Source organism: Paenibacillus sp. FSL R7-0179 (assembly GCF_038002265.1).
Lineage (GTDB): Bacteria > Bacillota > Bacilli > Paenibacillales > Paenibacillaceae > Paenibacillus_AQ.
This window is the reverse complement of the sequence record NZ_JBBOCC010000001.1, coordinates 1,553,998-1,573,680: the sequence shown is the minus strand read 5'-3', so window position 1 is coordinate 1,573,680 and position 19,683 is coordinate 1,553,998. Positions and strand designations below refer to the sequence as shown.

At 56.0% G+C, this 19,683-nt stretch carries 14 protein-coding genes; 4 read left to right on the top strand and 10 right to left on the bottom strand.

Going from position 1 to position 19,683, the window contains the following annotated elements; genetic code table 11:
- Positions 1-377: 377 nt before the first annotated feature.
- The 8 genes from MKX63_RS06885 to MKX63_RS06850 all read right to left on the bottom strand — a co-directional run bounded on the left by MKX63_RS06885 (position 378) and on the right by MKX63_RS06850 (position 9,568).
- Positions 378-1,853, bottom strand: coding sequence for a phytoene desaturase family protein (locus MKX63_RS06885; RefSeq protein ID WP_341016121.1), 1,476 nt, complete (start codon positions 1,851-1,853; stop codon positions 378-380).
- On the bottom strand, positions 1,850-3,007 hold the full coding sequence (locus tag MKX63_RS06880; RefSeq protein WP_341016120.1) for a glycosyltransferase: 1,158 nt from the start codon (positions 3,005-3,007) through the stop codon (positions 1,850-1,852). Before MKX63_RS06880 ends, MKX63_RS06885 begins: the two co-directional genes overlap by 4 nt.
- Complete coding sequence (locus tag MKX63_RS06875; protein ID WP_341016119.1) at positions 3,004-3,744, bottom strand: lysophospholipid acyltransferase family protein; 741 nt, start codon at positions 3,742-3,744, stop codon at positions 3,004-3,006. Before MKX63_RS06875 ends, MKX63_RS06880 begins: the two co-directional genes overlap by 4 nt.
- Complete coding sequence (locus MKX63_RS06870) at positions 3,713-4,498, bottom strand: carotenoid biosynthesis protein (protein WP_341016117.1); 786 nt, start codon at positions 4,496-4,498, stop codon at positions 3,713-3,715. Before MKX63_RS06870 ends, MKX63_RS06875 begins: the two co-directional genes overlap by 32 nt.
- Positions 4,499-4,500: 2 nt before the next feature.
- The gene (locus MKX63_RS06865; RefSeq protein ID WP_341016116.1) at positions 4,501-5,358 is read right to left on the bottom strand and encodes a phytoene/squalene synthase family protein; all 858 of its coding nucleotides are present in this window, start codon (positions 5,356-5,358) and stop codon (positions 4,501-4,503) included.
- Positions 5,351-6,871 (bottom strand): phytoene desaturase family protein, encoded by a 1,521-nt coding sequence (locus tag MKX63_RS06860; RefSeq protein WP_341016114.1) that lies wholly within the window; start codon positions 6,869-6,871, stop codon positions 5,351-5,353. Before MKX63_RS06860 ends, MKX63_RS06865 begins: the two co-directional genes overlap by 8 nt.
- On the bottom strand, positions 6,868-8,415 hold the full coding sequence (locus MKX63_RS06855; RefSeq protein WP_341016112.1) for a phytoene desaturase family protein: 1,548 nt from the start codon (positions 8,413-8,415) through the stop codon (positions 6,868-6,870). Before MKX63_RS06855 ends, MKX63_RS06860 begins: the two co-directional genes overlap by 4 nt.
- A gap of 223 nt (positions 8,416-8,638) precedes the next feature.
- Entirely contained in the window at positions 8,639-9,568 is a 930-nt protein-coding gene (locus tag MKX63_RS06850) for a MerR family transcriptional regulator (RefSeq protein ID WP_341016110.1), read from the bottom strand.
- A gap of 275 nt (positions 9,569-9,843) precedes the next feature.
- Here MKX63_RS06850 and MKX63_RS06845 point away from each other — a divergent pair, with 275 nt between their 5' ends.
- Positions 9,844-11,391 carry a phospholipase D family protein gene (locus tag MKX63_RS06845; protein ID WP_341016109.1) on the top strand — a complete coding sequence of 516 codons (1,548 nt, stop codon included), beginning with the start codon at positions 9,844-9,846 and terminating at the stop codon, positions 11,389-11,391.
- 66 nt (positions 11,392-11,457) lie between these two features.
- On the opposite strand, the gene cls is transcribed toward MKX63_RS06845, so the two are convergent.
- A complete protein-coding gene (gene cls, locus MKX63_RS06840) occupies positions 11,458-12,966 on the bottom strand; it encodes a cardiolipin synthase (protein WP_340751264.1) in 1,509 nt (502 codons plus the stop codon).
- A 183-nt stretch (positions 12,967-13,149) separates the two neighbouring features.
- Here cls and MKX63_RS06835 point away from each other — a divergent pair, with 183 nt between their 5' ends.
- Both MKX63_RS06835 and MKX63_RS06830 read left to right on the top strand, forming a co-directional pair.
- On the top strand, positions 13,150-14,064 hold the full coding sequence (locus MKX63_RS06835) for a TetR/AcrR family transcriptional regulator (RefSeq protein ID WP_341016108.1): 915 nt from the start codon (positions 13,150-13,152) through the stop codon (positions 14,062-14,064).
- Between the two features lie 59 nt (positions 14,065-14,123).
- Positions 14,124-17,309 (top strand): efflux RND transporter permease subunit, encoded by a 3,186-nt coding sequence (locus MKX63_RS06830; protein WP_341016106.1) that lies wholly within the window; start codon positions 14,124-14,126, stop codon positions 17,307-17,309.
- Positions 17,310-17,632: 323 nt separating this feature from the next.
- Here the strand turns inward: MKX63_RS06830 and MKX63_RS06825 are convergent, their stop codons facing one another.
- The gene (locus MKX63_RS06825; RefSeq protein WP_341016105.1) at positions 17,633-18,328 is read right to left on the bottom strand and encodes a TorD/DmsD family molecular chaperone; all 696 of its coding nucleotides are present in this window, start codon (positions 18,326-18,328) and stop codon (positions 17,633-17,635) included.
- A gap of 326 nt (positions 18,329-18,654) precedes the next feature.
- Here MKX63_RS06825 and moaA point away from each other — a divergent pair, with 326 nt between their 5' ends.
- On the top strand, positions 18,655-19,656 hold the full coding sequence (moaA, locus tag MKX63_RS06820; RefSeq protein WP_341016104.1) for a GTP 3',8-cyclase MoaA: 1,002 nt from the start codon (positions 18,655-18,657) through the stop codon (positions 19,654-19,656).
- Positions 19,657-19,683: the final 27 nt, after the last annotated feature.

Here is a 19,683-nt window from a genome sequence, read left to right as displayed (position 1 = left end):
GACCTTGTGCCTGCCTGCAAGCACTATGTATGCTGTTTTCCACATACATTCGGCCATACGCCTGCGTGCGAGTACAATGTATGCTGTTTTCCACATACATTCAGACCTTGTGCCTGCCTCCGAGCACAATGTATGCTGTTTTCCACACACATTCGGCCATACGCCGTTATACCAGCCGATTGTATTCGGTTTTTAGCATACATTTAGCAACAAATAGCAACAAAGTCACACTACGAGTTACTCAAAGACCGATGCCCCTAGAAGGCGGCGAAACCGTCTCCACTTGCTATATATCCCGCTCCACAATTACCTTCCATTATAGCACAACTATAGCTCAACCCCGCTCGGCCGTTGAACGCTGGCGGGGTGCTCACTTTTCATATATGGCTTGCAATGTATTCGCCCACCAGCCTGCCGGACAAGGACACCACAGGGGTTCCCCCGCCTGGATGCGTGGTTCCGCCCACATACCACAGTCCCTTAACATCGCTGGAACGGTTGCCTGGACGGGAAAAGGTCTGCTTCACCGTATTGGAGGATATCCCGTAAATGGCTCCCTGATGCGCCAGCGTATCGCGGGCGATATCCTGCGGGGTATACCGCTCCAGCACATCTGCGGACGACAGACCGCTCACACCGTGGCTCTCCAGCACAGACAATACCCGCTCCCCGTACGCATCCCGCTCCTCACTCCAATCGCACGCCGGGCTCAGATAAGGCGCATTAGCCAGAATGAACAGGTTACTGCCGCCCGCAGGCGCCATCTCAGGCTCGGAATAACCGGAGTGGCATACATACACTGTCGGCTGCTGCGGCGGGCGCTTATGCTCGAAGATGTCCTTGAATTCCTGCTCATAGTTCTCCGGGAAAAACACCGTATGATGCAGCAGCGCATCATATGTACGCGGCACGCCCGCCAGCGTTACCAGCCCGGACAGAGAGGGCTCGTACGCTTCAATCCTTCGGTCCGTCATTCCCGGACGAACCGCTTCAGGCAACAGCATCCGGTTGATGCTCAGGACATCGCCACCGGCAATCACAGTCTTGGCCGGGTAGAAGCCCTGCGCCGTGTCCACACCTTCTACCGCACCGGAGACTACGGAAATCCCTGTTACCTCTATGCCTGTAATCACCTGCACGCCCAGATTCCGGGCGAGTGAAGAGAGGCCGCTGATTAATTCATAGGTGCCGCCCTTCACCCCGTATACGCCTTCCTGAATCTCCAGATGACCCAGCATGGCGAAGATGGAGGGGGAACGATACGGCGATGATCCGACATAAGTGGCATAGCGGCCTAGCATAGCCAGCGTATTCGGATGGCTGAAGTAGCGGAGCAGCAGGTCATGCAGGCTGAGAAAAGGCCGGACCCGCACCAGATCCCTTACAAGTGAAGGGGAAAGCTTATCCCTCCAGGATAGCAGCAGCCTGTTCAGGAACTGCTTCTCGCTAAGCTGATACAGCCGCGAGGCTTCCTCCAGAAACTCCGGGAACTTCGCAGCATCTGCCGGGCTATAAGAGGCCATCTGCTCCAGCATTCGCCCGGTATCCCGTGAGAAATCAACCACCCTGCCGTCTGCGAAAACATTGCGGGTGCGCGGCTCCAGCTCATAGAGCTGGACATAATCCTCCATGCGGGCTCCCGCAAGCTCATAGAGCGAGCGGAAGACATGGGGCATCGTAATCGTACTTGGGCCGCGGTCGAAGGTATAACCCCCTGCCTGCACACGCTGCAGCTTGCCGCCGGGCTGCTGCTGGCGTTCCAGCACAGTGACTTCCCAGCCCTGCGCGGCAAGGGTGACCGCACAGGACAGCCCCCCGAATCCGGCGCCTATGATGACTGCCTTCGGTTTCATCCATAACGCCTTCCTTTCCATTCATAGCCTGCGCGCGTGCGGCTTCCGCGCCAGGATGCCACAGCAATCAGCGACAGGCAGAGTATACTCGCCGGCAGTAAGAGACAGAACCAGAACGGCTGCCGTCCGGCAGCATCACTGGTCCGTTTCACGGCCAGACCGGCAAGCAGCGCAGCAGCAGGCCACAGCGCCGCGCCTGGCTCTCCGCTTAAGCCATAGTATAGAACTGCGGCGGCTGGCACCACATACAGCGACAAATATACAATAAGCACACCCAGCAGCAGCAACGGGTTGCGGCCGATACCGGCATAGATATTCTTCCGGTAGCCGTTCCATACTTGCCGGGCGTTGTGGTACATCCGCATGAACACCTGCTCTGTAACATCCATGAGCGTCACTGTCCCCCCTGAACGTTTCACAGCTCTGGCCAGCGCCATGTCATCCACCAGCTCACTGCGGATGGCCTCATGCCCGCCGCAGCTGTCATAACTGTCCCGGTGAATCAGGATGAAGCCTCCATGCGCCGCAACAAATCGCGAATCTCTGGAGCCGCGGACCAGCGGAATGGGCAGGTGGCAGATGATGGTGAAGACCATCAGGGGAACCACCAGCCGCTCCAGCCAGGTTCCGGTCATCTGCCGGGGGAAGCCGGTAATCATGCCGCCGCCCGCTGCTTCAGCAGCAGAGAGCGCCGCCTGAAGCGCCCCCTGCTGAAGACGGACATCTGCATCCAGGAACAGCAGCCAGTCCCCGCTTGCCGCTTCTGCAAGCTGCGCACAGGCATGGGACTTGCCCAGCCAGCCCTCTGGCAACGGCCTTCCCTTCAGAACGCGTACCCTGCCGCCGCCCGTCTCTTCGGCAATAGCCCCCGTTCCGTCAGCCGATGAATCATCCAGCACAATAATCTCTGCCCCGATACTACCGGTGCAAGAGGCCATTACGGAGGTGAGACAATCCCCAATATTATCCGCTTCATTCCGGGCGGGGATCAGCACCGACAAGCGCAAGGACCGGGAGGAAGCCGGTGCTGACAGCACCTGTGCCGCTCTAGCTCCTGGCGCTGCCCCCAGCTTAGGGAGCTGCGCTGCATTCCACCTTGCGAACAAAAGCTGGAGCAGCAGCATACCAGTTACAGCCTGAAAGAACACATTCATCCTCTCCCTCCGCCCGGCCGCAGCAGATCAAGCCATTCATTGGTTGATCTCCCCCGGCGGAGGAGCGGCCGGAATTCATCCGGCATATAGCCTTGATGGTTAAGCACTTTGCAGCGGTGGGACTCCAGTTGTCCGCCAAGAACAGTCTCCAGCAGCCGGGCTATCGCCGAGCGGTCCATCTCCGCCCAAGGGAGCAGCAGCGGCGCACCGGCCAGCAGCGTAGCTTCCGGCTTGGTATGCCGGAACAGGCCGTGGTATAGCGTCACTGGGACTACCGCCGCCCTCGGACTGAGCCGCAGCGCCAAGGAAGCCCCTTCCTTCAGACTCAGCGGCCGTTGCTCCAGCGGCCGGATTTCCCCTTCAGGATACATCCAGACACTCTCCCCCGCCTCCAGCAGCCCGGCTGTATAGCGCAGGGAAGCCCGCGCATCTCCTGGACTTCCGGGGTCAATCGAATACGCGCCAAGCTTTCTGAAGAAGGCATACTTACGCAGCTGCTCCTCTTCCATCATAAAATAATGACGCTTCCCCGGCAGCTTGCCCACGGCATGATAGGCCAGCAGCCCGTCCCACCACGAGCTGTGATTCATGAGGTAGAGAATCCCCCGCCCCGCAGCCGCAGCGGGCTGAAGCTCTCCGCTGATTCCGATGAAGTGGAAATGTCTGCGGAGCAGATACATGGAATTATAGCGGTAGAATAACCAGTCAAATCTTCCCGATGGAACGGCTTCCAGCATAGCGCAGACTCCCTTCGGCTAAGAAAGCGCCTGCCACAGCGATCATCGCGCAGGCAGGCAGCCCCTCTGTCAGGCTGATCAGGCCGAACAGGATCAGGATCGCCTGATACAGGCGGGTGCCCCGGCGGGCAGCCAGGCGGGTGAACGGCACGGCCGGGAGCAGCATAGACAAGGCAGCACCTGCAATCAGCCACCCGCCGAAATTGCTCCAGGGCACCTGATAAAAGCCCCCGCCGCCCTCCCAGTGCCAGAAGTTCCTGGCATGGGCAACAGGGTCAAGCACCATATCCATCAGGACCGTCCAGAAGCCCACCTGCACGGCCCGCAGCAGCAGGAGCCGGAGGCCCCGCTGTCCGAAATTATGGCTGATCAGCACGGCATTGCAGACAACAGCAATCCAGGCGAAGCCCAGGGTAACCGGCACACCAAATAATAAAGGCCCGAGAATAGTAGAATAATTATAATCCCCAAACAACCGGCCGGAATGCACGCCTACCCATTCAACCGCCATTCCGCCTAACCAGATAAGAGCCGCCGCATACCAGAACCGCTTGGTCATCCGGCCTCCTGAAGAATTGACTGACCAGTCAGACATGAAGGGTTTGAATTGCCCCTTGATTACTAAGTCCAACCCGTAGGCACCGTAGAATACGAGAAATAATCCGTTAGAGAACTTCAGACTATCCGGAATTCCGAACACGATTAAGAGCAGCGCACCGATGGCATACCAGATCCAAAAAAGGGTTCGGACCATGGTCAGACCACCGCAGTTCTTACACCGGCATAACGCACGACCGTACGCTGGAACAGCTGAAGCTTGGCTTCATCGCTGACATAGGATCTTTTGCGGAAAACATCATACCCGTCTGCCTCCACAGCATCCAGAATAGCAGCATAGAAGGATGCGGCAAGCTCAATGGCAAGACCGCTCTCCAAAGGATAACTATCCACATGCGCAAGTCCTTGCCGGAACCAGTCCAGCGCTTCTGTCCGCAGCTCCTGAATAACAGCGGTGAACCGGTGATTGACCTCTCCGTCCTCCAGCTCCTGCTGGCTGTAGCCATGTCTGTCCATCACCTCAAGCGGCACATATCTGCGTCCTCTTCTGAGATCCTCACCTACATCGCGGATGATATTCACCAGTTGCATTCCTATCCCCAGCGCAATTCCCGAGGTCCGTGCCGCTTCACTCTGATCCTCCCGCAGAACAGGCAGCAGCATCTCCCCTACCGTTCCCGCTACAAGATAACAATAATCCTTAAGCTGCTCCATCGTGTCATAGGCTGTGAAGGTAAGATCTCTAAGCTGTCCCTCCATTTGCAAAAGAAACGGCTCACGCTGAAGCTGCGGGAAGCTGCTGAACAGCCAGCGCAGCGCCGGCCAGATGAAATGCCCGTCCGCCTGCTCCAAATTCATGAAATGCTCCCGAAGCTCATGGATGCTGTACGGCGCGCCTTCCGGCTCATCCACACTATCGTCTATAATCCGGCAGAAGGCATAAATAACATGCACCGCTTCTCGCCTGGGACTTGGCAGAACATCAAACGCCTTATGGAACGAAGTGGACCCTTTCTTCATCAGTTCCTCACATTGCTGCAGTATCCTTTCATCCATGTACGCTCATCTCCTTTATCATTTCCTGAACGGCAAGCTTCGCTCCCTGCATCACAATCGGCACACCGCCGCCCGGATGGACGGAAGCACCAGCGGCATAGAACCCCTTAAGCGGATACGGCTTCGGCTGGGGCCGGAATACTCCCGACTGGCTCAGCAGCGGTGCAATACCGAAGCTGCCCCCGCCGTACATTCCTTCCTGCTCCGCATCGGCAGGCGTTCTCAGTCTGCGCCAGATCACACTCGCGGTAAGCCCGGGGAAGCCCCGCTTCTCGGCATCCGACATGACTGTATCGGCTAGTGCTCCGGCTATTTCCTCCCAGTTCTTGTCCGGCGCCGCCGGGACTGGAACAAGGAAATAGAGCACGCTCTGTCCGGGAGGGGCTGCACTATCGTCCAGTGCTGCCGGATTAAATACATAATAAGATGAATCCTGGGGAATTTGTCCCCGGTCAAACAGCTCGTGAAGGCTGCTGTTCAGACTGTCCGGCAGGAAGAACTGGTGCACCAGCGAATCCGGCCAGCGCTTATCCGTGGCTGCATAGATCAGCAGACAGCCCGAGGAGGGCTTCCAGGTGCCGCGTTTTATGGCCTTAGCTGTTACGGCTCTGCCCATATTCGCCGTCACAACCGGTGCCTGTTCCTGCTTGAACACACCAGGAGGCAGCAATTGCTCGACATTCGGGAAATCCCCATTGTACAGAACGGCATCATAGGAAATTGACTGCCCCTGAACAACAACTCCGCAGCAGCGGCTCTCTTCAACAATCAGGGATTCCACCTCTGTGCCCGTATGAATCTCTACCCCGCGGTTTTCCAGCTCCCGGGCCATGATCTGTGGCAGCGTCCCATATCCGCCCTTCAGCATCCAGATGCCGAAGGCATGCTCGGCGTAAGGAAGCATGGTGTAAATGCCAGGTGTACGGAAGGGTGCTCCTCCAATATACAAGCTCTGAAGGGAGAACGCATCCTTAAGCTCCTCACTGCGGAAATACTGGCCGATAGCAGAGCGCAGATTCCGGTAAGCACGCAGGCGGACCATCAGCGACAGGTTAGCCGGACTGAAGAATTCCCGCCCGCTTGCATATCCCCGCTCCAGGAACGAGGTCCGCCCCTGCGGATACAGCACCGACATGTCCTTCATGAACCGGGTGAAGCCCTTGCCCTCTCCGGGATAGAGCCGGTCAATCTCCTCCGCCTGCGCCGTAGCATCCGCGAATTTGGTCAGCACCCGCCCGCTTCTGAAGTGAACCCGGTAGAGCGGATCACAGTGCAGCAGCTCCAGGCTGGATCGCGGAAGGCCGCCTTCCTCCAGAATACCCAGAAGCATCTCCGGCAGCAGCACAATGGTAGGACCGCGGTCAATCCGGTAGCCGTCCTGCTCTTCAAAAGCCACCCGGCCGCCTGCTTGGGCTGCCCGTTCATAAATAATCACCTCATGCCCCTGACGGGTAAGCAGCAGCGCTGCCGTCAGCCCGCCGATTCCGCTGCCTACAATGGCAACGCGGCTCATAGCGGAACCCCCGCGCCTGCGCCTGCCTGTACGGTGAACCGCCCCCGTACAGCCTGGTCATGCTCCCGCAGCAGCCGTGTGCTGATCTTGGCCGACTCAAAGATCGTGGGCAGGCCGCTGCCCGGATGGGTTCCCCCGCCGACCAGCCAGATGCCGCGAACCTCCTCGAAGGTATTATGCGGCCGCAGATGCATCATCTGCCCGAGATTATGGGCCAGATTAAAGGTGGCCCCGTTGTATACATTCTGCTGGTTCTGCCAGTCCAGCGGAGAGAAGAACAGGCTCTCTTCTACCCGTCCGGCGATTCCGGACAGCTGCGGAATCTGCTGCAGCCGCTCCATCATCCAGTCCTCTACCTCCTCACGCTCCTGCTCCCAGTCGATACCGGCATTCAGATTAGGCACCGGCATCAGCACGTAGAGCGAGGACTTACCCGGAGGCGCCAGTGTCTTATCAATGACTGACGGATTATGAATATAGATAGATGCATCCTCCGACAGAACGCCCAGCTCGGTGATCTCTCTGACATTACGCCGGTAATCGTCCGCGAAATGAACGGAATGATGTCCCAGATCCACCTCTCCATCCACACCGAGGTAGAGCATGGCGGTGGAGCAGGAATATCTTTTGCGGGCAATCTTGGCCGGGGTATATTTCTTCAGAAGTCCAGGTTCGAACAGCTGTGTCATTGCCGAACCAAAATCTGCACCAATCACAATATAATCCGCATCCACCTTCTCCCCGTTCTCCAGCAGCAAGCCTGCGGCCTGCCCGTCCTTGACGATAATGCGCTTCACTCCGCTTGCGGTATGGACCCGTCCGCCGTGCTCCTGGATGACCTCAGCCATAGCCTGAAGCACGCGGTTAATTCCGCCAGTTGGATGGTACAAGCCATAACGGTGCTCCATGTACGACAGAATCGTGAAGGTGCCCGGACATTCCCAAGGCGACATCCCCAGATACTTGGCCTGGAACGTGAACGAGAACCGCAGCCGCTCATCATCGAAATAACGGGACAGCCGGTTGTACACAGTGTCTGTAGCGTTCAGCTTGGGCAGCGCGTGGAACACATCTCTTTTGACATAATCCCCTAACGATTGGAACGGACGCTGCAGCAGCGGAATCACCCGCTCCAGCTTGTCGGCTTCTTCTGCCATGAACCGGCGGTAGCCGCTGCCGTTGCCGGGGAACAGCCGCTCAATCTCCTCCGCCGTCTGATCCTGGTTCGTAGAAGGCGTAAATACGGTATCTCCAAAATGCAGGGAGTATAGCGGGTCAAGCGGCGTAAGCGCAACATAATCATGCACTGAACGCCCGGCCAGAGTGAACAGCTCCTCGAGCAAATGAGGCATCATCAAGAAGGTAGCTCCCCGGTCGAAACGGTAGTCTCCCAGCTTCAATTCTCCTGATCTTCCGCCAACCACCGCTTGCTGTTCATAGAGATCTACTTCATATCCTTCGGCGGCAAGCAGCATGGCGGCGGCCAGCCCGCCCGGCCCTGCGCCGATTACTGCGACTTTTGCGGTATCTGTGGTTCGGATCAAGCGATATCCTCCTTCGTTCAAACATTATACAAAAACTATACAATAGTGATACAAGTATCATACATACTTTGCCGGGCCATGTAAATATCATCCGCCGCACTTCCAGCAATTTGGTTGCTAGACTTGTCCATAGCAAAAGAACCGGCCAGCCCTGTACAAGGGTTTTGACCGATTCCTATGGAATCGCATACTCTATTAAAATTCACTATAATTGCTGCAAAAGCTACGCCCTATGCCGGCTTCCGGCATATTCCTGATCGAACCAGGCCTGCCACTGCTCCGGCGGCTCCGCCATCACATAGGTGGCGTTGGTATCCTGGAGGCTGATTCCCTCATAGGCTTTGCCGCCCGCAATGAGCTGCATCTCGGGGTATAGTCCACCCAACCGCTCAAGCAGCTCCTCCGTATAAGAGACCAGAGTGCCATTCGTAACGGACAGGCAGACAGCTCCGATCCGCTCTTGCTTCGCCAGCAGCTCCATCACACCGTCCTCGGGGGTATTGGACCCCAGATAGATGACTTCAACCCCGTTCCTGCGCAGGAACAGCGAGAACAGCAGCAGGCCGACCTGGTGATGCTCTCCCGCCGGGCAGAAGGCAAGCACCTTGTGCAGATGGGCATACACCGGGAACACATGAAAGAATTGGGATAGCCGGTTCGAGATCATATGTGTCATATAATGCTCCTGGGCAACGGTTGCCGTCCCTTGCTCCCAGGCATCACCAACCTTCACCAGAACGGGCACCAGCACCTGATGGACCATCGCCTCATAGCCATACAGGGAGAACCCGAAATCGATCAGGGCGTCGGCCCGCTCACCCTGGATGTCGAGCAGGGCTGCATAGATCTGCTGCCTCATTTTGTCCAAGGCATCCTTGGGGTCACCGCCCGCAACGGCCAGCCGTTCATCCAGGTCCTTCTGCTTATGCTGCTTCAGCATCCGCACAGCATGTGAGATACTGATGCCCGGTTTATCGGTCTGTTCCTTCAACCAGCGGAGGTCCTCAATATTCTCTTGGTTGTACAGTCTATAGCCGGACTCGGTACGTTCCGGGACGACAGCCTGATACCGGTTCTCCCACGCCCGCAGAGTGACAGAGGGAATATCGAGCATTTCGACGACCTGTTTGATGGAATACACGATGGTTCTCACTCGCTTCCTGTTTACACTGAATACTTTGAAGATTCAAACCTTATACAAATTATTTACACTCATTATACAATCGCTTCCGTGTTATGTCACCAGAACTTGTATGATGCAGCTTGCCGGTACAGTGCGGATGAAATGGAGGGCTTTTTGTAACACTAGATTTTTCAGGGATTTTACACTCAGCTGCTTCACTTCTCCTTAACGGGCGTTATAGGTACTTACAATGCCGGGCCACCCTATAGCCACTCTGGCCCGGCAGCAGACCCAGGAGGATGAATATGAATCAAGGCCGCCATCCCGTCACACCCGAACAATTACAGATTACGCTGGCTTCAGGTGCCATTACGGCATCCCGCCACAAGCGCCAGACACAGCTCTTCCTGCGCCGCCGTTCCAAGCTCCTGATTGCCCTGATCCTTCTTCTCCTCTGGCTGGCCGGGGTGATGCTCTATCAGACCCATAAGCCGCTGCCGCCCGGACTTTCTGCGGAAAGCCCTGCTTACAAGGTCAATACGGTTGCCTTCTGGCATGACCTGACTTATCAGGACAACAGCGGCAAGCAGGCGAGGGAAGAACAGATTCTGCCCAGAATTCTGCAGATTATTGAAGAATCCCGGCAATTCCTTGTGATTGATCTGTTCCTGTTCAATAACTATACCCATACAGACCAGCAGTTCCCCGCTGTCAGCCGACAGCTTACCGATAAGCTGCTTGCCCAGAAAGCCGCTCATCCCGCCATGGAGATCGTCTTCATCACCGATGAGGTGAATACGAATTACGGCTCTGCACCTAACGCCCTTCTGGATGAGATGAGCGCGGCCGGGATCAAGGTCATTATTACGGATGTGGATGATCTGCGTGATTCGACTCCCGCTTATTCGGCGGTCTGGCGTACCTTCATCCAGTGGTTCGGGCAATCCGGCAACGGCTGGATTCCGAATCTGATGGCCAGCGGAGGACCGGACATTACCGCCCGTTCTTATCTGAAGCTGCTGAATGTCAAAGCCAATCACCGCAAGGTCGTGCTGAGCGAGAACACCGCTCTGATCTCCTCCGGCAATGTACATGACGCCAGCGCTTATCACTCCAACATCGCTCTGGAGGTGCAGGGCCCTATTCAGGAGGATATTCTGCGGAGTGAGCAGGCAGCGGCTAATCTGTCAGGAGCCGGCTCCCTGCTAAGCAAGCCTCCCAAGTTCAAGCAGCCTGCCGCCGTATCCGGGGAAGCCCCGCTTGAGGTCCGCTATCTGACCGAAGGCAAGGTGTACAAATATGCGCTGGAAGGAATCGCTGCGGCAGGACCCGGGGATGTCATCTGGATGGGGATGTTCTATCTGGCGGACGACAAAATTATTGATGCCCTGCTTGCCGCAGATGCCCGCGGTGCCCAGGTCAGACTGCTGCTTGATCCTAACCAGAATGCCTTCGGACGTGACAAAATCGGCATCCCGAACCGCCCGGTTGCGATGGACCTGGACCGCCGCTCGGATGGAAATATCCTGATCCGCTGGTACAACACAGGCGAGGAGCAGTATCACAGCAAGCTGCTGTTCATTGCCAAGGCATCAGGCGACTCCATCCTGCTCGGCGGATCGACGAACTTCACAGCCCGGAATCTGGACGACTATAACCTGGAGAATGACCTTTGGGTGTCTGTTCCACGGGAGCAGCCGCTGTATGCAGAGGTAGAGGGTTACTTCAACCGGCTGTGGAACAACGAGGGAGCTCAATACAGCCTGCCACTGGGGGAATATCAGAGTGACGCCACCTGGTTGAAATATATCCTCTACCGGATACAGACCCGGCTTGGATTCACCACCTTCTGAATGGAAAAAGAAAAAACGGTACCGTGCCCCAAAAGGCCGGTACCGTTTTTCGATCTGCTCGTCCGCTTACAGCAGCGGAGACATCAGCCGGGCAGCGGATTCCAGCAGCCGCTCCAGCAGTCTTTTCTCCATGAAGGTCTCATGGACAATCTGCCGCGTGGACTGCAGGTCACGCTCGAAGTCTGCGACAATGCGCGAGACACTCTCGGTCTGCAGCAGCAGCGCGTTCACCTCGAAATTAAGATGGAAGCTGCGCATATCCATGTTCGCCGTTCCGATCGTAGCAATCTCCCCGTCGGCAATCAGCAGCTTGGAGTGGATGAAGCCCTTCTCATATTCATAGATCTTCACGCCGGACTCCAGCAGCGCCGGGAAGTAGGAATGGGAGGCCAGGAACGGAATCCATTTATCCGGCTTGGCCGGGAACAGCAGGCGGACATCCAGCCCCGACATCGCCGCCACACGCAACGCAGTCAGTATATCCTCATCGGGGATGAAGTAGGGACTGGCGATCCAGACGGATTTTTCCGCTGTAGTTATCATGGAGAAGAAAATGTTCTTGAGCGCACGCCGCTCATTATCCGGGCCGCTGGCAATAATCTGCACCGCCCCGTCCCCGGTCGTGAAGCGAAGCTGGGGGGAGAGGTAATCCTGCTCCAGGATTTTCTCACCGGTCGTGTGCATCCAGTCCTGCAGGAAAATAATCTGCATCGTCCGCACCGCTTCGCCTCTCAGCAGCATATGTGTATCCCGCCAGAACCCGTAGGTCTTGCTGCGGCTCAAGTACTCGTCCCCGACATTCAGCCCGCCCATGAAGCCGACATCGCCGTCGATGACCACGATTTTGCGGTGATTGCGGTAATTCACCCGGCTGGAGAAAAAGGAGGTGGAATTGCCATAAGCAGCCACCTGCACCCCCGCATCGCTAAGCTCCTTAAGGAAGGCTCTGGAGAGCTGAATACTCCCGACCGCATCATACATGAACCGGACCGCCACGCCCGCACGGGCTTTCTCAATCAGAATCTGCTGAATGCGCGTGCCGATATGATCCGCCCGGAAAATATAATATTCCATATGGATATGATGCTGCGCCTGCCGCAGCTCCAGCAGCAGCGTACCGAAGGTCTCTTCACCGTTGGTTAAAATGCGCGTCTCCGAGCTGAACGAAATCGGCGTCCGGCCCAGTCTCTGCGACAGACCCAGCAGCTTCTGCCGCGCAGGGCTGAACACTGACCAATCCTGGTGCATCCGCAGCGCGTCATTCTCAATCCGTTCATAGGCCATGAGATCGCGCTGGGCTTTTTTGTCATACTTGCGCCGTTTGAACACATTCTGTCCGAACAGGAAGTAGAACACCAGCCCCAGCACCGGAATCAGCGCAAGCAGCAGAATCCAGGATACGGTGGTAGAGGGATTGCGGTTCTCCATGAAGATACCGAGTCCGATGGAGATGACCGTCAATGTGGAAAAAATACTGATAATGGTTCCGGCGGTGCTGCCGAAAATCCCAAATCCAAAATAATAGAAAGCCACAAAAGCCGCTATAATGACTATGGCCTGCAGACCTCTTCTCATAGATACCCTACCTTCTCATTCCGCCGATTATCACCAAAATGACACATGTATATCTTACATGAAGAATCCGTTTCTTCCTACTGAAACCTGCAAATTTGTATTGCTGCAGGATATATAATATAATCTCCCTGACCAATCAGTCAAATACAGAACTGTCTAGTCAGAACGGGGGCTTATATCGCCTTGACCGCTAAAAGCATCAACAAAAAAGAACAAATCATCAAGACCGCCATGCAGCTGTTCGCTGTAAAAGGCTCCTCCTCCACCTCCATGCAGGAAATTGCCGAATTATGCGGGATCTCCAAAGGAAGTCTATATCTGATCTTCAAATCTAAAGAAGAGCTGGAGCTCAGCATATACATCTACTGCTTCCGGATGATTCATGCTCCTCTGCAGCAGGAGGAGCAGGCCGCAGACAGAGAGCCCCGGGAGAAGCTGCGCAACCAGCTCGAAATTCTGCTCAGTCATGTATACGAGCTGCGCGAATTCCTGCAGCGCCAATTCCAGGAGGTGGCTGGCAGAGGTGTGGCCGAGATTCCCGATTGGGTGAAGCAGAACAACGCCGCCCTGCTGCGCTGGTTCCAGCAGAAGCTGGAGCTCATGTACGGGCCAGAGATTATGCCCTATGCAGGCGAGCTATGCGTGCTCAGCCACGGCATGATCAGCTCCAGCATCAAGCTGCTGTTCGGCCGCGAGACCGCCCTCTCCATCCCTGAGCTGGCTGACCGGCTGGTGGACTGGCTGGACATTATGGCCGCCGGCCTGCTTGCCGGGCAGCCCGCCCCTCTGATCTCTTCCGCAGTCCTGGCCGGCTGGGCCGAGGGCCAAGGAGAAGGTCCGCGCCAGAGCCCGCTTCAGCTGATCAAAGCAATGAAGCTCCGGCTTAGTGAAGCGGACGGAATCAGCCCGGAGCATGCCGAAGACGGTCTGGAGTCTCTGGGCATTCTGGAGAGCGAAATCCTCACCACCCGGCCACGGAAAGCGATTATTCAAGGGATGATTGCCAATCTTGAGGGGTACCCCGGGCTATCCGTTGAGCTTAGCCAATTGAAGAAAGAATTCACACCTTATATGCACACTTCCTGCGGACTTCATTAAGGACAGATACGGCACGCCCGTAAAATCAAGAATAATTGTACTGGAGGTTCCCTTTACTGATGAAAAGCTTAATTAATTTCTCACTCCGCAACAAATTCGCCGTCTGGCTGCTGACGATCATTATTGTCTTCGCCGGTCTGTTCAGCGGAATGACTATGAAGCAGGAGACCCTGCCTAACATTAGTATCCCTTATCTCAGCATTACTACTATTTATCCCGGAGCCGCACCCGAAGGCGTCGTGAATGATGTCAGCAAGCCGCTGGAGCAGAAGCTCCGCAATGTGGACGGGGTCAAAATGCTGACCTCCACCTCTCTTGAGAATGCCTCCAGTGTCACTATTGAATTCAACTACGGCACCAACCTGGACAACGCGACAGCAGCAGTCCGCGAAGCGCTGAACGAGGTGAAGCTGCCGGATGGGGTGCAAAAGCCGCAAATCTCCCGCTTCAGCCTCAGCTCGCTGCCGGTCATCTCCCTCAGTATCTCGGATGAGAGCTCCGGCGATCTGGAGGAGCTGACCCGGGTTGCCGAGAATGATATCCGCCCGGCGCTGGAGGATATTGAAGGTGTCGCCTCTGTGCAGATTGCCGGACAATATGTCAAAGAAGTCTCCCTGAAATTCAATCAGGAGAAGCTGAAGCAGTACGGACTGACCGAGGATACGATCAAAGGCATCATCCAGGCTTCCTCCCTGCGGGTGCCGCTCGGATTGTTCGAGATGGACAAAGCACAGAAGGCTGTTGTCGTGGACGGCAACATTACTACTGTGGAGGACCTCAAGAATGTCAGCATTCCGCTGGTTCCCTCTGCCCCTGGCGCTGCCGGCGCGGGTGCCGGGGCCGCTGGCGGCGCAGCTTCAAGCGGTGCTGCGGCTGGCGGCACTGGCGGTACCGGGGCTGCGGCTGGCAGTAACGGCGCTGGCGCGGCTGCCATGACCGGGCTTCCGACCGTGAAGCTGAGCGAGCTTGCCGCTATTGAAGTGGTCGGCAAATCGGAATCGATCTCCCGCACCAACGGCAAGGAGTCCATCGGGATTCAGATTGTGAAGGCCAATGACGCCAACACCGTTGATGTCGTGAACGGGGTCAAGGACAAGACCGAGGAACTGAAGAAACAATATAAGTCGATGGACCTCACCGTGCTGCTGGATCAAGGCAAGCCGATTGAGGATTCGGTGAACACGATGCTGTCCAAGGCCGCCTTCGGCGCCCTGTTCGCCGTGCTTATCATCCTGCTGTTCCTGCGCAATATACGCTCTACCATTATTTCCATTATCTCGATTCCATTATCACTGCTGATTGCGATATTATGCCTGCGGCAAATGGATATTACATTGAATATGATGACGCTCGGCGCCATGACCGTGGCCATCGGGCGGGTAGTCGATGACTCCATCGTCGTCATTGAGAACATTTTCCGGCGGCTAACGCTGTCCGGCGAGAAGCTGCGCGGCAGAGAGCTGATCAGCGCGGCTACCCGTGAGATGTTTGTACCGATCATGTCCTCAACCATTGTGACGATTGCCGTCTTCCTGCCGCTCGCTTTTGTCAGCGGGATGGTCGGTGAGCTGTTCCTGCCGTTTGCCCTCACTATGGTATTCGCGCTGCTGGCTTCACTGGTAGTCGCCATTACCCTGGTGCCTGCGCTTGCACATACCCTGTTCCGTAATGGACTGAAGAAGGGGAAAAAGGGCCACGAAGACAAGCCCGGCGCATTGGCGGGCGGGTATGTCCGCATCCTGGACTGGTGTCTCTCGCATAAGCTGATTACCTTGGGTGTTGCTGTCCTGCTGCTGGCTGGCAGCCTGTTCCTGATCAAGCCGATCGGCGTCAGCTTCCTGCCTTCCCAGGAAGAGAAGAATGTTACGCTTACCTTCTCCCCGAAGGCCGGGCAGACGCTGGAGGATGTGAAAGCGCTGGGCCTGAAGGCTGAGAAGTTCATTCTGGCCCAGAAGCATCTGGACAAAATGCAGTATTCCATCGGCGGCAGCGGCCCGTTCGGAATGGGCTCAGGCAATTCAGGCTTGTTCTATGTCACGTATGACAGCAATACGCCTGATTTTGATACCGTGAAGGAGAAGTTAATTGAAGGCTTGACCAAAGAGGTGCCGGATGGCGTGTGGGGCGATCTGTCCGGCATGGCCGGAGGCGGGCTCGGCGGCAGCACTCTCACTGTCAATATCTACGGCGATACGCTGGAGCAGCTCAAACCGGTGGCAGATGAAATTGCCGGAATCGTTCAAGCAGACACCAAGAACTTCAAAGACGGGAAGACCAGTCTCTCTGAAGCCTATGATCAATATACCATCGTGGCGGATCAGGCCAAGCTTAGCTCACTCGGCTTAACCGCCGGACAGCTTGCGATGAAACTGAGTCCTTCCGGAACCCGGCCTGTACTGACTGAGGTAGAGCTGGACGGCAAGAATTACAAGGTCTACATTGAGACGGACAAGGATTCCTACAGCAGCATAGAAGAAATGAAGGCCGCCACGCTCACTTCGCCGCTGGGCATTACCGTCCCGATTGGCGAGGTAGCAAGCATTAAGCAAGGCCAGTCACCGGACTCCATTACCCGCGAAGACGGCAAAATGAAAGTCGAGGTAACCGCCGACATTATCTCCAGTGACATTAATAGTGCCTCCAATACTGTGCAGGACAAAATAGACGCTCTTGATCTCCCGGAAGGCGTAACCATCACCTTCGGCGGAGTCACCGAGCAGATTAATGAGACCTTCGGGCAGCTTGGCATCGCCATGCTGGCGGCTATAGCGATTGTATACTTCGTGCTCGTAGTCACCTTCGGCGGCGGTCTGGCACCGTTCGCCATCCTGTTCTCCCTGCCGTTCACAGTCATCGGCGCTCTGGTCGCCCTGCTCCTGGCTGGCGAGACCTTGAACGTCTCGGCACTGATGGGCGCACTGATGCTGATCGGGATCGTGGTCACCAATGCCATTGTCTTAATTGACCGCGTCATCCATAAGGAGCATGAGGGGATGTCTACCCGCAAGGCGCTGCTTGAAGCCGGCGCTACGCGTCTTCGCCCGATTCTCATGACTGCGCTCGCGACCATCGGCGCTCTGCTGCCACTGGTTACTGGCCTTGAGAACAGCGCCGGAATCATCTCCAAGGGGCTTGGCGTAACCGTCATCGGCGGTCTGGTCAGCTCCACGCTGCTGACCCTGGTCGTTGTACCGGTGGTGTATGAGTTCCTGATGAAGTTCCGGAGTAAGAAAACTTACGAATAAATAGGGGATGAACTTCAGTTTCAGTTATTTGGAGTGATCGTAAGAACATAGCGTAAAGCTCAGACGTCACTACGGTGGATATTTGGACTTCCGGCCGCTGTTGTCTCCAGATTTCTTGATGGTACCGCTTGTTGCGGTAGAAATCCGGAGACAAAGGCGGACGCTACCGCTCCTACAGTTCCAAAATCCCCCTCCGATCCTACACGCTTTTTGTATTTTCTTTCAATCAAAACCTATAAAGTGAAAGCTTAAATTCAAGACCCCGCGAGCAGAAAAAGGCGCCCTTCCGATTGATGGAAGGGCGCCTTGAGTATGTGTACTTATTACGCCATGGCTGCTGTGCTGCTCTCCAGCGAAGCCTTCCAGGCACGCAGCATGTGCAGATCCTGCGGCAGGAATTCCTCCAGCATATGGCTGAGTCCCAGATAGAGCGGGCTGTCGGTGGCAGCGTTCATTCTTTCGCAGAATTGTGGAGTCCACTTCAGCAGATGCTCTTCAAGGAACTTCTCCTGAATCTCCAGAAGCTCCATCGCGCTGCGGATTGAGAAGCTGTTGTACAGCATCCGCTCGTGCAGCACCGCCATAAATTCCAGCTCAATGGCAATATGGTCGTCGGCTTCGCCGCTGCACTTCTTGAAGACAATGCCTGCCGAAGCGTACACATCCGACAGCACATTGCAGAATTCTTCCTCACGGCCCAGCTGAGCCGCTTCACGGGCTACGAAGGAGCTTACGGCGCGTTCATTCATCAGACGTTTGTATTCGAGCTTCTCTTTCTCGCAGATGGCCGGGAGCATGGATGGCTCCTGGCTGCACAAGTAACGCTTCAACTCACGGCCGCCTTCGGTCATCTCTGCAGCAACACTCATCTCACGGTTACGGCTCCACTGGGCGACCAGGGAGAGAGACGGTTTTCTTCCATAGAAGTCCACCAGAAGCTGATATATTAATCCCCGACTCTCCAGCCAGCGGCTGCAAGCCTCCGGCACAACAAGCGATGGAACAGTTGGTATAGTCATTTTGCAAATCCTCCCTACTTAGTTTGCCGGATGCCCGGGTTATCCTTAGGGATTGCCGCCTGAGCCTTCCGGTATCATAGCTGTGCTTCGCAAAAGTAAAAGTATCTAAAGTTTGAATCTTCCGCACCTAAATTATATCGAATATGTTAAACGCTTTCGGTGAGCATTCTATGACCATTCCCGGTAATTGTCGCACTTTTGTCATAATTAGGATGCTGCTTTGGCCTTCTGTCCCCCTATGCTTTAGGTTGTCTGCTTGTGCATTGACGCAGCGGAAAGCTTTCTTTAAAATTTAAACTAAAATGAACAGGTGAAGGAGCAACGTTATGGAGCCGCTAACTGATCCTTTTGGACGCATACATGATTACCTCCGCATTTCGGTTACAGACCGCTGCAACCTGCGCTGTATCTATTGTATGCCCGCAGAAGGAATGCAATTCCAGCCGCAGGACGAGATTATGAGTTACGAGGAAATTGCCGCTGTGGTGAAGGCGCTGGCCCCGCTGGGCTTGAGGAAGGTCCGGCTAACCGGGGGCGAGCCGCTGGTCCGCAAGAATCTGGAGAAGCTGGTCTCCATGATCGCCGTCATACCTGGCATCGATGATATATCATTGACTACGAATGGCCTGATGCTGCCAGCCAAAGCGGCTATCCTGAAGCAGGCCGGGCTGTCCCGGGTGAATATCAGCCTGGATTCGCTGCGGCCGGAGCGCTTCTCGATGATTACCCGCGGCGGTGATGTCGCCAAGGTATTGAAGGGAATTGAAGCCGCTGAAGCCGCTGGCCTGTCCCCGATCAAGCTGAATGTCGTGCTGATGAAGGGCATTAACGATGACGAGATCAAGGATTTCATCGCCTTGACCTTGAATAGCCCGCTGAATGTGCGCTTCATTGAATACATGCCGATTGGCAGCGCCAGCGATGCCTGGCGGCAGACCTATCTGCCGCTGGAGACTGTAGTAGAGGCTTGCAAGGAAGCTGGCTGGACCACTGAGGAGGCCGACATGCCCTCTGGGAATGGCCCCTCCCAGAACCGGCGTGTCACCGGCGCGAAGGGCACCTTCGGGCTGATCCACCCGGTCAGCGAGCATTTCTGCGACAATTGCAACCGGCTGCGCCTGACCGCCGACGGCAACATCAAAGCCTGCCTGTACTGGCAGGACGAATATAATGTGCGCCCGCTGATTAGCGACCCTACGGCGGTGCAGGCCCTGTTCCGCCAGGCGCTCGGCAACAAGCCGCATAACCATGAAATGGCCTTGGCCCTGGAGCACAAAGCCCAGAGCCACACGCCCACCGCCCGCCGTATGTCTCAGATTGGCGGGTAGGACGCAGACAAATGTAACAGGCCCATG